We start from the raw sequence: 14,947 nt of genomic DNA, 5'->3' as shown, positions 1-14,947 counted from the left end.
AGCTCCCCTAGACGTCATCCGAGTATCCCGACGATCAGTGCTCAAAAGCACTCGCGTGGCCCTTCAAAATGTTTTATTTTTGAAATGCAGTTCTATTTAAATAAAAATCCGGCTTTCCGGCTGATTGCATCAGGAGCGTTCATGAGCTTCTTTCCCGCCCCTCAGATCACTGAAACAACCGTCTTCACCCGTCTGCCCGACCACTTTCGCAATCCGCGCCCGACGGCGTGGGCCAATGCCAATCGCCAGGGGAAGGTCATCGATTCGTTCCTGGAGGGGCCGTCCTTCGATCGCGAAGGCAACTTGTATGTCACCGACATCCCCTACGGACGCATCTTCAGAATCTCACCCGCGGGCGAGTGGACCCTGGTGTGTGAATACGACGGCTGGCCGAACGGCTTGAAGATCCACAGGGACGGTCGCATTTTCATCACCGATTACAAGCGCGGCATCATGCTGCTGGATCCCCGCACCGGGAAGATCGAGCCGCTGCTGGAGTCCGCGGGTTCGGAAGGCTTCAAGGGCGTGAACGACCTGGTGTTTTCGCCCGCCGGCGATCTGTACTTCACGGATCAGGGCCAGACCGGCCTGCAAGACCCCACCGGTCGGGTCTACAAACTGGACACCGCTGGCAACCTGACATGCCTGATCAATACCATTCCCAGCCCTAACGGCATCGTCTTCGACCCCAAGCTCAATCATTTGCTGATCGCCGTGACCCGCGCTCAGCAAATCTGGCGCATCCCACTGGGCAACGGCTCGATCGTCAGCAAGGTGGGTGTATTCGCGCAGTTGCACGGCGGCCTGGGCGGCCCCGACGGGCTGGCACTGGACGATCAAAGCAATCTGTACATCGCCCACACCGGCTTCGGCTCCGTCTGGCGCCTGTCCAAGGTCGGCGAACCGCTGCAGCGCTACGTCTCGTGCGAAGGCATCAGCAACACCAACCTGGCGTTCGGCGGCGAAGACGGCCGCACGCTTTACATCACCGAATCCGAAACCGGTTCGATCCTGCAGGTTCGCACACCCACACCCGGCCTGGAGATGTATTCACACAGCTGAACACGCCCCGCGACACCCTACACAGTCCGCCAAAACAACGATAAAAGAAGTGACGCCATGACCCAGGAACATTCGACCAACGCTCCACTCACAGACGCCGAAGGTGAAAAGCTGCTGCGCCGCGTTTTGCTGCGCATCGTACCCTTCATCTTCATTTGCTACGTGATCAGTTACCTCGACCGGACCAACGTCGGCTTCGCCGCCATCAGCATGAACAAGGACCTCGGCCTGACCGCCACCCTGTTCGGCTGGGCAGCGGGGCTGTTCTTTTTCGGCTATTTCATTTTCGAGATTCCCAGCAACCTGCTGATGCAGCGCTTCGGCGCACGGGTGTGGATCGCCCGGATCATGATCACCTGGGGCTTGATTTCGATCGGAACGGCGTTCGCCACAGGCCCGATCAGCTTCAGTATCATGCGCTTCCTGCTGGGCGTGGCGGAGGCCGGTTTCACCCCCGGGGTGTACCTGTACTTCACCTACTGGTTCCCGGGAAAATGGCGCGCCAAGGCCACGGCCGCGTTCCTGCTGGGCATTCCGACCGCCAATATTTTCGGCTCGCCGCTCTCCGGTTGGCTGCTGGATATGCACGGCGTGCTGGGTCTTAAAAACTGGCAATTCCTGCTGGTGGCCGAAGCCCTGCCAGCCGTCTTGCTTGGCATCGCCTGCCTGTTCGTGCTGGTCGACACACCGGCCAAGGCGCGCTGGCTGAGCGCGCGGGAAAAGGCCTGGCTCGACAACAAACTGAGCAGCGAGCAGGCGTCGATCAGCGCATCCCACGGCAATACCCTGCGCGGCGCACTGACCAATCCAAAGGTTTTCGTCCTGGCGGCCATCAACTTCTGCTGCATCGTCGGCTCCATCGGGATCGGCATCTGGATGCCGCAGATCATCAAGAGCCTGGGCATGGAGAACAGCACGGTTGGCCTGGTCGCCGCCCTGCCCTACATTCTGGGCGCCATTTGCATGACCGTCTGGGCACGCCTGGCCAACCGCAGCAAGCAGCGCTTGCCCTACGTGGTCAGTGCACTGAGCTTGGCCGCGGTATCGCTGGTCGCCGCCGGGCTGACCGATCACCCGGTCCTGAAGGTTGCCTGCCTGGCCATGGCGGTCGCCAGCAACCTCTCGTTCCAGGCGACCTTCTGGGCGATCCCGTCCACGTTCCTGACCGGTCGTGCAGCGGCAGGCGGGTTGGCGCTGATCGTTTCGATCGGCAACCTGGGCGGCTTCGCCGGCCCGTTCATGATCGGCCTGATCAAAGACGCCACCCAATCGTTCTCAGTGCCCTTCTATGCCGTGGCGTCGATCCTGATGCTCGGGGCCTGCCTGATGCTGTGGCTGGGCGATCCCGCCAAGCGCCAGGCGTTGACTGCCGCCGCACCGGAACCGGCTATGAAACACTAGTGCTCTCGCCCTTTGACCGCTTCTTCGCATGGAAGCGGTCAAGCACCAGATACCCCGCCAGCAATACACCCGCCACGCCCATCGTCGCGGGTGCTCCCAGACCCACCGCAACGACGCCGGCCAACAGCCCTCCCACCGCTTCGAAGCCAAAGCGCATCGATATGTAGAACGCGATCACCCTGCCCCTCAACTCGGCGGGTGCCTGGCTTTGCAGGAGCATATTAGTGCTGACGTTATTGACCGTGATGCCGAACCCCAACAGCGCCAACGACACCATCGCCAAGCTCAACGGAATGTCGAACGCCATGCCGCCGAGCCCCAACACACAACAGGCCGTGGCACCCACGATGAACCGGCTGAGCCGAGTGAGCGAACCACCCAGGGCCAGACCCACTGACGCCACGAATGCGCCTGCGCCTGCCGCACCCCATAGCCAGCCAAGCGTGGTGGCGTCACCGTGGTAGGACACCCGCGTGATCACCGGCAGCAAGACCGCGTAGATCGACGACAGCAGATTGACCACGACCACGCCGAGCAACAACCGGCGCACCTCCAGGGTGCCCCACATATAGCTCAGGCCTTCCCGGAAGATCCGCCCGGTATTGCCTGCGACGCGTGCGCTAGGCGCACCTTTGACCTTGAACAGCGCGAACAGCAGCAGTGAATAAGCACCGGTCGTGACCAGAAAACACACCGCCTCACCGCTGTAGGCGATCAGCGCGCCCGCCAGCGGAGGGCCGACGAACCGCGCCGCGTTGATCAACATCGCATTCAGCGCGAGGGCGTTGGGCAGGTCGGCCGGATCGGCAACGAAACTGCTGATCAGCGACTGCCGCAAGGGCGTTTCGAACGCGTTGAGAAAGCCCAGCAAGGCAGCCATCGCGATGAGCCATCCCGTGCTCATGGCGCCCAGCCAGATCATCACTGCCAGAAACAGTGACTGGCAGGCCAGTAAGGTCTGTGCAATCAGCAGCAGACGACGCTTGTCGTGTTTGTCGATCCAGGCCCCTGCCAACGGACCGATCACGAGTTGCGGCGCAAGCGAGAGGAAGGTAAGCAGCCCCAACAGCGACGCCGAACCGGTGATGTGATACGCCAGCCAGGCCAGTGCCACTTGCTGTATCCATTTACCGAGCGTGGAAACGGCTTGACCGAGAAAATAAACCTGGAAATTGCGATGGGCCAACGCTCGCAGCGGCGCCGGCCACGACCGAGGGCGGGAGGGAGTGTGAGATGTCATTCAAGGCCTCTGTCGCGGGCCTGATACCGCCCGCTTTGTATAGGAAGCAGGCGGCTCGCGGTTCAGGATGCGGTACGCCAAATCACTCCGGCAACTGGCAGCCCTTCTTCTTCAACGACTCGATCACCCAACTACGGTCGTTTTCGCCGCGGGCAATCTGCTCCATCTGCTTGAGCTCTGCGTGATGCTTGGCCGTCGCACGATCGTAGACTTCAGACACCTGATCATACGGCACGCAGAGTAGACCATCATCGTCACCGATCACCAAGTCCCCTGGTTCGATGACCATGCCGTCGATCGCGATCGGAACGTTGATTTCACCTGGGCCGTCCTTGTACGGGCCACGGTGAGAGATGCCTGCGGCGAACAATGGGAAATCCCCGGCGCGGATGGCGCTCGCATCACGGATCGCTCCATTGATGACGATGCCGCCCAAGCCACGCTTGATGGCATAGGCCACCATCATTTCACCGATCAGCGCGTTGGTCAGATCGCCCCCTGCATCCACGACGATCACATCACCCGGCTGCGCGATATCGATTGCGTAGTGCAGCATCAGGTTGTCGCCAGGTCGCGCCTTGACCGTCAACGCCGGCCCCGCCAACACGCCTTCGCGATGCATGGGGCGCAGGCGAGCGCCGCCGGCGGTCATGCGGTTCATTGAGTCACTGACGTTGGCGACAGGCACTTCGCGGTAACGGGTGACCCACTCGGCGCTGACCTTGCGTGCGGCATTCAGAACGCGGAATCCAATACTCATGGCATCTCTCTCTTGAAATTGTATGTGCCGACGGCATTCGTCCGTCTTGACTATTAGAATTGCATTTCAATTTTCGATGTTCAATAGACATCGGCGCCTTTTTCTTCGCCTTTCATCACTCAAGATATTTCGTTATTGAAATGGCATTTCATTGTGTTAGGGTTGACTTGAAACACGTCCGCCACCCCGCGTGCCGGACCTACGCCATAAGAACAAGGTACATAACCATGACACGCAAGATCCTGCTGACAGGCCCTGTCCTGATGGTCGATGCCATGCAACATGCGGCCGACCTGGGTATCCAGATCATTCCCACCACGCCTTATCTCCCTGCCAGCGAGCTGACTGAAATCATCCGTGCTGAACAGCCGGAGGCGATCATCGTCCGCCAAGGCAAGCTGACCCGCGAAATGATCGAGGCCTCGGCTAAGCTCAAGGTCATTGCCAAGCATGGCGTAGGCTACGACTCCATCGACATCAAAGCGGCGGCAGACCGTGGCATTCCGGTCACGATCGCCTTGGGTGCCAATGCCCAATCGGTGGCCGAACACGCATTCGCGCTGCTGTTCAGCGTCGCGCGTCAAACTGCCTATCAGGATGCGCGCCTGCGCGCCGGTCACTGGGACAAGTCCACCGCCAACGGCACCGAGCTGTTTGGCAAGACCCTGGGGCTGATCGGACTGGGTTCGATCGGCGGAATCCTGATGGATCTGGTGGCCCCGTTGCAGATGAAGGTCAAGGTCTACGACCCCTTCCTGAAAACGCTGCCAGACCGCGCCCATGTCGAGCGCGAAAACGATTTCGACCGTTTGCTCGAAAGCAGCGATATCATCAGCCTGCATTGCCCGCTGACCGAGCAGAATCGCCATCTGTTCAGCACCGCACAATTCCAGCGCATGCGGCCGGGCAGTATTCTGATCAACACCGCTCGAGGCGAACTGATCGACACCCCCGCGCTGATTGAGGCCTTGAAGACAGGTCCCATCGCCGGTGCCGGCCTGGACACCTTCAGCCCCGAGCCTCCGCCTGCCGACAGCGAATTGTGGAGCCTGCCCAACCTGGTCGCGACACCTCATGTAGGCGCAAACACCACAGAAGCCCGCGATCGTGTCGGCCTGCTGGCCGTGCAACAGGTCGTGAAGGTCTGGGATGGGGAAACCCTTGACCCGCGTTGTGTCGTCAACCGTCACTTGATGACTGACTGACGTTTGAATGGAAGAGTGCTCGCTGCCTTCAGGTCGCGAGCATGCCCCCAAACCGTTTCTCCAAAAAAATAAACACAGGAGAGCCCCATGGCCACGACGCCAGCCAAGACCCCCGTCAGTGAAATCGAACGGGCCACCATGCACCGAGTCGCCTGGCGACTGCTACCCTTCCTCATCATCTGCTACCTGATCGCGATCATCGACCGCGGCAACATCGGGATGGCATCGCTGCAAATGAACCATGACCTGGGCCTGACCCCGGCCGTCTTCGGTTTCGCCAGCAGCCTGTTCTTCGTTTCGTATTTCCTCGTCGAAGTGCCGAGCAACCTGGCATTGCAGAAATTCGGGGCGAGAATCTGGATCGCCCGCATCATGATCACCTGGGGCCTCATCTCGGCCGGCACCGCCTTCGTCCAGGGAACCAACTCGCTCTACGTGATGCGCTTCCTGCTGGGCGCGGCAGAAGCCGGCTTCTTCCCGGGCGTACTCTTGTACATGACCTACTGGTTGCCCTCGGCCTATCGTGCTCGCATGGTGGCAATCTTCATGGTGGCCATTCCTGGCGCCAACTTCCTGGGCTCACCCCTTTCCGGCTTCCTGCTCACGCTGGACGGCTGGATGGGCATGCGCGGCTGGCACTGGCTGTTCATTCTCGAAGGCATCCCCGCCGTGTTGCTGGGTATCGCCTGCCTGTTCGTGCTCACCGACCGCCCTGAACAGGCGAAGTGGCTGAGCGACGAGCAGCGTCAATGGCTGGTAGGGCGACTGCAAGAGGAGAAGCTGCGCAAAACCAACATTGGCCATATGTCGCTGTGGAAGCTGCTCAAACACAAAGACATCTGGGTTTTGGCGCTGATCTACTCGGGCGCTTCTGCAGCAGGCAGCACCATGAGCGTCTGGGCGCCGCAACTGCTCAAGACCTTCGGCCTGTCCAACCTGGAAATTGGCCTCACCAACGCCATTCCTTATGGCATCGCCTCGGTGGCGATGATCGTCTGGGGCCGCAGTTCTGACCGCACCAACGAGCGGCGCTGGCACACATCGCTCACCCTGCTGCTGATCGCGGCGGGACTGCTCTTGGCATTGGTGACCTCGTCCCTCCCGGCGACCGTGGGCCTGCTGACCATGGTGCTCATCGGCGCCTATTCGATGAAAGGTCCGTTCTGGGCGCTGGTGTCCACCTGGCTTTCCAGCACCACCGCCGCTGCCGGCCTGGCGGCGATCGGCGCCCTGGCGAACCTGATTGGCGGCGGCCTGATGGTCAACGTCTACGGGGCCATTCACGACGCCACAGGCAGCTATGCGCTGGCGATGTTGCCACTGGCCGCCCTGTGCGCCGCCGGCGGGATTGGGGTGCTGCTGATGGGTCGCGCGCGCATGCAGCACACCGCTGAAGAAGTCGGCTCGGTCAAAGCGAGCTGAAACCGTAACCCCGGTATGCAGCGCCCGAAAGCCGGGCACTGCATACCGCCCCACCGCAGATCGAACCCGCTAACCCAGGCTGCCGCCAGCTCTGCCCGCTCATCACCCAACTTTCAAGCTCGACCCCTGCCGAGCCTGCTCCCGGCAGAGCCCCTCCCGAGCAGCAATGGGTTCACCACCTTCCAAAACAATAAAGAGCAATTCAACATGGCCATCAATCGACGTCAGTTCATTCAGGGAAGCGCTTCACTGGGGGCCTTCATGACACTCAATGCGTTCGCAGGATTCCGCTATTCCAGCGGCGAGAACAGCTCGGTGCTGGTGCCTCCCGCGGGCAGCGTGGACTGCCATATGCACCTGTACGACGACCAGGTTCCAGCGGCACCCGGGGCAACACTGCTGCCCCCCAATGCCTCGCTGGAAGACTATCGCCAGATCCAGCAACGCCTGCACATCAAGCGGATGGTGATCGTCACACCCTCCACCTACGGCACCGACAACCGGGTGATGCTGGAAGGCCTGCGCAAGGCAAACGGCGACGCCCGTGGCGTGGCCGTCGTTGCCGCCTCGATCTCAGACAAGGAATTGGAAGCGCTTCACGCAGCGGGCGTGCGCGGTATTCGCTTCAACCTGAGCTACGGCGGCGCCAGCCTGGACGATCTGGAACCGCTGGCTGCACGCGTCAACGCACTGGGCTGGAACGTGCAGGTCGTCGCGCCGGGGTCTCAATTGACCGATCTGGAAACCCGCCTGGCCAAACTGCCCTCTCGGCTGGTCATCGACCACATGGGCCATGTCCCTCAACCCGAGGGCGTGCGCTCGGCTGCATTCGCGGCGCTGACCCGACTGCTGGACAACCAACGTACCTGGGTGAAATTGTCAGGGCCGTACATTCGATCCAAGATCGGTGCGCCCCGTTACAGCGACGTCGGACAGGTCGCGCAAGCGCTGGTCAAGATCAATCCGGAAAGGCTGGTCTGGGGCAGCGACTGGCCACACCCGACCGTCGCCACCGACAAGCCCGACGATGCAGGCATTCTCGACCTGTTGCCCGAATGGGCGCCCTCGGAGCGCGACCGGACGCGCATTCTGCGAGACAACCCGGTCAGCCTCTACGGTTTCAGTTGATGTCTTCCAAGGCAGGGGCGGGTTGAGCGCCCTTGTCGTCCCTCAAGGTCTTTCCGCCCAGACTGCGGGTCAGGTCTTCTGCCACTTCGACAAACACGTCGCGAATCGATTTTGCATACTCGCTGGTCAGCCGGGTCGCGGGCCCTGAAAGCACCAAGGCGCCAACGACCTCCTGCAACGGGCCGAAGATGGGCAATGCCATCGAGGCGGCATGTGGGTCGGTTGCACCGCTGGAATAGAACGGCTCCAGGCCCTCCTTCGCGCGACTGGAGGGTGTTCGCAACGCTTCTGCGCCCGCCGCGCCGTCCATCGGGCGCATGTCGCCGGGCTGCAAGTGCAGACGCAAGCGATGCGGGGAGTTGACTCGGTACTGACAGAGCCGATAGGCGCCGTGACGCACATAGAACGAGGCCGTCTCCCCCGTTTCGTCCGTGAGCTTGTGCAACCTCGGCAACACATGCCGTTCAAGGTCGAGGGCGTCCTGATACACCGCGTTCAGACGCATCACTTCGCTGGCCAGCATGTAGCGCCCATCCGCCAGCCGGTTGACGAAACCGTAGGTTTCCAGAGACACCATAAGCCGCATGATGGTGCTTTTGATCAGATCGGTGCGCTCGACCAACTCGACGAGACTCAAAGCGGTGTCCCCCACTCTAAAAGCGGAGAGCACGGTGAGGACACGATCCGCGGATGCCACACCGTTGACCGCGGGGCGCGGACGCGTTTTGACCATCGATGACTCCTAGGCGACTGACTGAACGTCGAAAACGAACTGGCTGACATTATCCGATAGCTGAAAAGGGATAGCTACCAGCCGGGAAAAACCGCGCTGTACAGGGTACGAACGGTCACCCCGCGTCAGTGCCGACACCCTCGATTTCTCCGAGTCCGAACGGGCAGAAAACTGCGCATTTTGAAATTGTGTTTCAAAATGTCTTAAGAGTTCTCCTCTCTCGCCGACATAAGGATTTTCCACCGTCCGTGGCACTCTTTTTCCCGCGCAGAGGTTAGTCCCATGATCCGCAACATCTCCATCGCTGCACGATCCGCGATCAGCTTCACCTTGATCGCTTCGATCGTGGTCATCGTCGGCATCTACGCCCTGTTCAAGATGTCTCTGATCGACAACACCAATCGCACGATCCAGCAGACGGGTATTCCGTCGTCCGCCGCTCTGGGTGCCATGAGGGAAGCGGTCCTTGGCTTGCGGATCAACTCGCTCAAACTGGCGCTGTACGCCTCTGCCGATATGCGCGAGGACAGCAACCGCCGCCTGGAAGTCCAGCTCAAGAAATTCAGCGAAGCGCAGACCGCTTATGCCGCCAGCCTCGAAAAACCGGACGAGCGCGCGCTGTTCGAGAGCATCAAGCCGATCCTGCAAGCGACCGAACCCGGTATTCGGCAATTGATCGACCTGGGCAAGCAGGGCCGTGAGAAAGAGATGATCGAACTGCTCAACGGCCCCCTGCGGCAGAACTCCGAGCAGGCCTTTCCCAAGTTGTACGAGCTCACCGCGCTGAACGAACAGAACATGAAAGGCCTGTTCGACCAGTCGACACAGACCTACACCAGCTCCCGCAACAATGTCGTGATGATCATTGTGCTCGCGCTACTGATCACGATCGCCGTCGCCCTGCTCGTCAGCCGCAGCATCGTGCGTCCGATCGGCAATGCGCTGTCGGCGGCCGAGAAGGTGGCTGCCGGGGATCTGACCCAGCCGATCGCCACAGACGGACGGGATGAGGTCAGCCAGCTCAATGGCACCCTGCTGACCATGCAGGGCAACCTCAAGAACACCTTGCAGGAAATTGCCCGGTCGGCCGAAGTCATCGCGTCCTCGTCCAGCCAATTGCGAGCGGTCACTTCAGAGTCCAATCAGAATCTGGCTCAACAGAACAATGAAATCGAGCAAGCCGCGACCGCCGTTACGGAGATGACCGCTGCCGTGGAGGAAGTGGCACGCAACGCAGTGGCCACCTCGCAGGCGTCGCAAGAATCCCGCTCGGCCAGCGAGCAAGGCAATGCCCGCGTCGGTGAAACCATCGAAGCGATCGAATCCATGGAACGCAATGCGGCGCGAAGCGCGGAACGGGTGGAAGGCCTCGCCGACCGCGTGCGCGAGATCGCCAAAGTGCTGGATGTCATCCGCGGCATCGCCGAACAGACCAACCTGCTGGCACTGAACGCAGCCATCGAAGCGGCGCGGGCCGGTGAAGCAGGTCGCGGGTTTGCGGTGGTGGCCGATGAGGTGCGCGCCCTGGCGGCCCGTACGCAGCAATCCACCTTCGAGATCGAATCGATGGTCACCACCATTCGAGAGGGGTCCGATCACGCCGTCTCTGCCATGCGCGAAAGCACTGACCAGGCCACACAAACGCGAACGTTGGCGCGCCAGTCCGGGGATGCCCTGCAGGAAATCATGGCCAGTGTGCTGCAGATCAACGAGCAGAACATGGTGATCGCCAGCGCTTCGGAAGAGCAGGCTCAGGTCGCCCGGGAAGTGGATCGCAACCTGATCAACATCCGCAATTTGTCGATCATTTCCACTGAGCAGGCCCGCCAGACCGCCTCGGCAAGTGAAGAATTGGAGCAATTGGGCCACTCGCTGACGCGCCTGGTGGCCAGTTTCAAGATGTAAGCCAGGGTTAAAAATATCGGATTAATGAAATGTCATTCTATTATTTGCCATTTCGCTGATATACCATTCCTCGCCCGATGCAGCTGTGGTCGTTTGACGCACGCTTCCACAGCTCCGACATCCTCCCCGAAAGACCCACACGTCCAAGATGGTCAGCAGGCCACTACACAAGCACCTTCTGCCGCACGCCTGACGGAGCAACCATGAGCGATACACCTAATTCCCGACGCGAATTCCTGCGTCGAAGCGCAATTCTGATCCCCGCAGTCAGCCTGGGCGGGTATTCGGCGACGCAGATAGTGGCGCCGGCCCCGGTGCAGGCCGCTGCTGCAGCAGACGAACCGGCTCATGCGCCGAAGGCCTACGAACCGAGCTTTTTCACCGCCGCCGAGTGGCAATTCGTCAATGCAGCGTGCGCTGTCATCATCCCCGAAGACGAAGAAGGCCCTGGCGCAGTGTCGGCAGGCGTTCCCGAGTTTCTGGATCGTCAGATGGAAACCCCTTACGCCTACGGCCGACTCTGGTACATGCAAGGTCCTTTCATCACCGACCAACCGGTGGAATTGGGCTTCCAGTACAAGTTGGTGCCGCGTGAAATGTATCGCTTGGGCATCGCAGAGGTCGACGCTGTCTGCCAGACCGCCCACGGCAAGCATTTCGCAGAGCTGCCTGAACAGGTCCGGGTTGCCACGCTGACGGCACTGGAAAAAGGCCAGCTCAAACTGAATAACGTGCCGGGCGAAATGTTCTTCGCGCTGCTGCTGAAAAACGTCAAGGAAGGCTACTTCGCCGACCCCAAATACGGCGGCAACCAAGACATGGCGGGGTGGAAGATGATCGGTTTCCCCGGTGCGCGCGCAGATTTCATGGACTGGGTGGATCGTCCCAACGAGCGTTATCCGCTCGGCCCTGTGTCCATCAACGGACTCAAGGGGTAAGGGCAGATGGCAATCAAAAAACCGGAAATCGATGCCGTAATCGTCGGTCTGGGCTGGGTGGGATCGATTCTCGCGGCCGAGTTGACCGAGGCCGGGTTGAACGTGGTCGCCCTGGAACGTGGGCCTGATCAGGACACCCCTGACGACGCGAGCTACCCGAAAGTCATCGACGAACTCGCCTACACGGTGCGCGGCAAGCTGTATCAGGACTTGTCCAAGGAAACCGTCACCATTCGGCACACGCCCTCCGGCATCGCGGTCCCCTACCGGCAGCAAGGCACCTTCCTGCTGGGCAACGGCGTGGGCGGCGCAGGTTTCCACTGGAACGGCTTGACCTGGCGCCCACTGCCCAGCGACCTGAAGCTGCGCAGCCATTACACCGAGCGCTACGGCAAGAACATGATTCCTGACAACATGACCATTCAGGATCACGGGGTCAGCTACGAAGAACTCGAACCCTTCTTCACTCGCTTCGAAGACGTCGCTGGCGTCTCCGGCAAAGCGGGCAATATCAAGGGTCAGCTCATCGAAGGCGGAAACCAGTTCGAAGGCCCGCGCAGTAAGGAATTCCCGCTGCCACCGCTCAAACCGGTCTACGGCGATACGCTGTTCGAAACCGCTGCCAAGCAATTGGGCTACTCGCCCTTCAAGATCCCGGCGGGCAATGCGTCCGGGCCCTACACCAACCCTTACGGCGTTCGCCTGGGGCCGTGCAACTTCTGTGGTTTCTGCGAAAACTATGGCTGCTACATGTATTCGAAAGCCTCGCCGCAGACCACGATCCTCCCCGCACTTCGTCGCCGGAAGAACTTCGAATTGCGCCCGCTCTCCCACGTCACGAAAGTGAACCTGGATTCCACCGGGAAACAGGCGACAGGCGTGACTTACATCGACGCACAGGGTAACGAGACCGAGCAACCGGCACGGCTGGTGATCCTCAGCGCCTTCCAGTTGCACAACGTGCGCCTGCTGCTGCTGTCGGGCATCGGTAAACCCTACAACCCACAGACCGGCGAAGGTCTGGTGGGCAAGAACTACGGGTATCAGATGCTCAGCTCGATCAATGTGGTCATGCCCAAGGGCACGTACCTGAACCCCTTCATCGGGACGGGTGCGGGCGGATCGGCCATCGACAATTACAACGGCGACAATTTCGACCACACCGGCCTGGGCTTCATCGGTGGCGCCAACATCGGTCACCACCGCACAGGCGGGCGTCCCATCGGGCAGAGCAGCGTCGCCAAAGGCGCGCCGAACTGGGGCAAAGGCTGGAAAGCCGCTGTCGCCGACAATTATCAACGCAGCCTGAACATCTACACCCAAGGCTCGGTGATGGCCTACCGAGACAGCTATGTGGACCTTGACCCGACGTACCGCGACTCATTCGGCCAGCCGCTGTTGCGCGTCACCTTCAACTGGCATGACAACGACATCAAAATGTCGCAGTACGTGACAGGCAAAGCGGAGGAGATCGTCAAGGCGATGAAGCCTGATTCCTACCAGGTCAATGTCAAGAAGCTCGGTACGCCGTACGACACCCGTTTTTACCAGAGCACGCACACCACCGGCGGCGCCATCATGGGCACCAGCCCGTCCAACAGCGTGGTCAACCGCTACCTGCAATCCTGGGATGTGCCCAACTTGTTCGTGATCGGCGCATCGGCGTTTCCGCAGAACATCGGCTACAACCCGACGGGACTCGTCGGTGCCCTCGCGTACTGGTCGGCCAATGCCATCAGACAGCACTACCTGAAGAACCCCGGCAAGCCGTTGGTGGAGGCCTGAGATGATGACGTTGAACACACTGTTGAAGTGGAGCGCATTGTGCCTGGGCTCGATCAGCCTGCATGCGATGGCCGCGTCGGCTGATCCTCAAGCCGTGCAGCGGGGTGAGTACCTGGCCCGCGCCGGCGACTGCATGGCCTGCCATACGGTCAAGGGCGGCGAGCCCTATGCCGGCGGGCTGGGCCTGGAAACGCCGATCGGCGCGGTCTACGCCACCAACATCACCCCTGATCCCGTGCACGGCATCGGCGAGTACACGCTGGAGGACTTCGACAAGGCCGTGCGTCACGGTATCCGGCGTGATGGCTCGAGCCTGTATCCGGCGATGCCGTTTCCGTCGTATGCCAAAGTCTCCGATCAGGACATCGCGGATCTGTACGCGTACTTCATGAACGCCGTGAAGCCTGCCGCAACGCCCAACCGCGATGCCGATATCCCATGGCCGCTGAGCATGCGCTGGCCGTTGACGATCTGGCGCTGGACATTCGCACCGGCCGTGGCGAGCTCGGTGCCTGCCTCATCCGACCCTCAACTGGCGCGCGGTCAATACCTGGTCGAAGGCCTGGGCCATTGCGGCAGTTGCCACACGCCGCGTGGTATCGGCATGCAGGAAAAAGCCCTGTCGGCCGATGCGCAAGGTCAGTTCCTCGCCGGAGGCGCTCCGCTGGAAGGTTGGGTCGCCAAGAACCTGCGAGGCGACACCCATGATGGTCTGGGCGCCTGGAGCGAAGCGGAAATCGCCCAGTTCCTCAAGACAGGTCGCACCGACCGTACGGCAGTGTTCGGCAGCATGACCGATGTGGTGCAGCACAGCATGCAGTACCTGACCGACGAGGATCGCCTGGCGATCGCGCGTTACCTCAAGAGCCTGCCCGCGTCAGGCCCTGCGCCTGCAGCATCAGGCAGCTCCGACACTGCCAAGCAGATGGCCAACCTGGACGTGCAGGCGGTCGGAGCACGGACCTATGCAGATAACTGCATGGCTTGCCATCGCAGTGACGGCAAAGGTTACGCGCAGGTGTTCCCGGCACTGGCCGGCAACTCGGTCGTCAATGGCAAGGATGCGACGTCGCTGATTCACATCGTGCTCGATGGCGGCTACCTCCCCGGGAACCAGCACGCCCCGACGGCGTTCGCCATGCCGGGTTTCGCATGGCGTCTCTCCGACCAGGAAGTGGCTGACGTGGTCACCTTCATCCGCACCGGATGGGGGAACACCGGCAAGCCGGTGAGCGCTGCCGATGTGCAGGCCCAGCGCAAGGCCGCACACTGACCCGTCGCACGTCCCGCAACCGCCCTGCTCTCGCGAGCCCCTCGACCGGGGCTCGTGACGAGCGCTTCAGAGCCTACCCACGGTCGAGCCGAAGC

At 61.2% G+C, this 14,947-nt stretch carries 12 protein-coding genes; 9 read left to right on the top strand and 3 right to left on the bottom strand.

Annotated elements, in window-relative coordinates:
- Nucleotides 1-141: 141 nt before the first annotated feature.
- Together N5D61_RS10980 and N5D61_RS10975 are read left to right on the top strand one after the other, a co-directional pair.
- Nucleotides 142-1,062, top strand: coding sequence for an SMP-30/gluconolactonase/LRE family protein (locus tag N5D61_RS10980; protein WP_108238929.1), 921 nt, complete (start codon nucleotides 142-144; stop codon nucleotides 1,060-1,062).
- Between the two features lie 57 nt (nucleotides 1,063-1,119).
- Nucleotides 1,120-2,463: an MFS transporter gene (locus tag N5D61_RS10975; RefSeq protein WP_279892598.1), complete on the top strand. Its 1,344-nt coding sequence runs from the start codon at nucleotides 1,120-1,122 to the stop codon at nucleotides 2,461-2,463.
- On the opposite strand, the gene N5D61_RS10970 is transcribed toward N5D61_RS10975, so the two are convergent.
- Entirely contained in the window at nucleotides 2,450-3,703 is a 1,254-nt protein-coding gene (locus N5D61_RS10970) for an MFS transporter (protein WP_279892597.1), read from the bottom strand. The genes N5D61_RS10975 and N5D61_RS10970 overlap by 14 nt on opposite strands.
- Before the next feature lie 82 nt (nucleotides 3,704-3,785).
- On the bottom strand, nucleotides 3,786-4,463 hold the full coding sequence (locus N5D61_RS10965; protein ID WP_108238926.1) for an RraA family protein: 678 nt from the start codon (nucleotides 4,461-4,463) through the stop codon (nucleotides 3,786-3,788).
- Between the two features lie 227 nt (nucleotides 4,464-4,690).
- Between N5D61_RS10965 and N5D61_RS10960 the strand changes: the two genes are divergently transcribed.
- The 3 genes from N5D61_RS10960 to N5D61_RS10950 all read left to right on the top strand — a co-directional run bounded on the left by N5D61_RS10960 (nucleotide 4,691) and on the right by N5D61_RS10950 (nucleotide 8,218).
- Nucleotides 4,691-5,668 carry a hydroxyacid dehydrogenase gene (locus N5D61_RS10960; RefSeq protein ID WP_279892596.1) on the top strand — a complete coding sequence of 326 codons (978 nt, stop codon included), beginning with the start codon at nucleotides 4,691-4,693 and terminating at the stop codon, nucleotides 5,666-5,668.
- An 87-nt stretch (nucleotides 5,669-5,755) separates the two neighbouring features.
- Nucleotides 5,756-7,090 (top strand): MFS transporter, encoded by a 1,335-nt coding sequence (locus N5D61_RS10955; protein WP_108238924.1) that lies wholly within the window; start codon nucleotides 5,756-5,758, stop codon nucleotides 7,088-7,090.
- A gap of 207 nt (nucleotides 7,091-7,297) precedes the next feature.
- The gene (locus tag N5D61_RS10950) at nucleotides 7,298-8,218 is read left to right on the top strand and encodes an amidohydrolase family protein (RefSeq protein ID WP_108238923.1); all 921 of its coding nucleotides are present in this window, start codon (nucleotides 7,298-7,300) and stop codon (nucleotides 8,216-8,218) included.
- Here N5D61_RS10950 and N5D61_RS10945 read toward each other — a convergent pair.
- Nucleotides 8,211-8,951, bottom strand: a complete 741-nt coding sequence (locus N5D61_RS10945; RefSeq protein WP_108238922.1) for a helix-turn-helix domain-containing protein — start codon at nucleotides 8,949-8,951, stop codon at nucleotides 8,211-8,213. The two genes, N5D61_RS10950 and N5D61_RS10945, sit on opposite strands and share 8 nt — an antisense overlap.
- Before the next feature lie 282 nt (nucleotides 8,952-9,233).
- On the opposite strand from N5D61_RS10945, the gene N5D61_RS10940 reads away from it, so the two are divergent.
- The 4 genes from N5D61_RS10940 to N5D61_RS10925 all read left to right on the top strand — a co-directional run bounded on the left by N5D61_RS10940 (nucleotide 9,234) and on the right by N5D61_RS10925 (nucleotide 14,852).
- Nucleotides 9,234-10,856: a methyl-accepting chemotaxis protein gene (locus tag N5D61_RS10940; protein ID WP_108238921.1), complete on the top strand. Its 1,623-nt coding sequence runs from the start codon at nucleotides 9,234-9,236 to the stop codon at nucleotides 10,854-10,856.
- A gap of 203 nt (nucleotides 10,857-11,059) precedes the next feature.
- Complete coding sequence (locus tag N5D61_RS10935; protein WP_108238920.1) at nucleotides 11,060-11,794, top strand: gluconate 2-dehydrogenase subunit 3 family protein; 735 nt, start codon at nucleotides 11,060-11,062, stop codon at nucleotides 11,792-11,794.
- Nucleotides 11,795-11,800: 6 nt separating this feature from the next.
- Nucleotides 11,801-13,579: a GMC family oxidoreductase gene (locus N5D61_RS10930; protein ID WP_108238919.1), complete on the top strand. Its 1,779-nt coding sequence runs from the start codon at nucleotides 11,801-11,803 to the stop codon at nucleotides 13,577-13,579.
- A 67-nt stretch (nucleotides 13,580-13,646) separates the two neighbouring features.
- Nucleotides 13,647-14,852, top strand: a complete 1,206-nt coding sequence (locus N5D61_RS10925) for a cytochrome c (RefSeq protein WP_256600565.1) — start codon at nucleotides 13,647-13,649, stop codon at nucleotides 14,850-14,852.
- The last annotated feature ends 95 nt before the right edge of the window (nucleotides 14,853-14,947 follow it).

The sequence above is a fragment of the Pseudomonas sp. GD03842 genome, assembly GCF_029841165.1.
Lineage (GTDB): Bacteria > Pseudomonadota > Gammaproteobacteria > Pseudomonadales > Pseudomonadaceae > Aquipseudomonas.
This window is presented reverse-complemented; position numbering and strand designations above follow the sequence as displayed.